Source organism: Campylobacter sp. 2018MI13, from assembly GCF_018501135.1.
Taxonomy (GTDB): Bacteria; Campylobacterota; Campylobacteria; order Campylobacterales; family Campylobacteraceae; genus Campylobacter_E.
The window spans coordinates 1-457 of record NZ_JAHCZC010000212.1 but is presented as its reverse complement, the minus strand read 5'-3'; the positions used below and the strand labels follow the sequence as shown (position 1 = coordinate 457).

General features: G+C 19.3%; 1 protein-coding gene. It reads right to left on the bottom strand.

Translation table 11 applies throughout. From position 1 onward, the window contains the following. Positions 1-364: permease (locus KJQ99_RS09690; RefSeq protein WP_214150709.1), on the bottom strand; the 364-nt coding region annotated here is incomplete at its 3' end. Between the last annotated feature and the right edge of the window lie 93 nt (positions 365-457).

Below are 457 nucleotides of genomic sequence, written 5' to 3'. Positions count from 1 at the left end.
CTATATAAATAATGTAATAAAAAGTTATGCTAAAACCAAATGCACTAAGTAGCATAGTAATTAGCATAGGATTAATTAATGGCGAAGTTAGTAAAAAAGCACTAGCTACTCCGTGATTAATATTATTTTTAATTAAAGAATTAAAAACAGGTATAGTTGAACAAGAACAAAAAGTAGTAATTGAGCCTAAAAATATTGCTATAAAATATGAAAAAATATTATTTTTTAAATATTTATTAAAGCTATATCTTGAATTAATATAAAACATAATCATATTGATAAAAATAAATAAAAAGCTTATTTCAGCAGTTAAAAACAAAAACTCATAAAGAGTTTCTAATAATTTCTCACTTGTAAATTCCATAAAAATCCTTTTTCAAAATAAAATAATTTTGAAAATTTATTATAGTATTCTAAATATCAAGTTATCTTGATATATTATAAATATATTAAATAC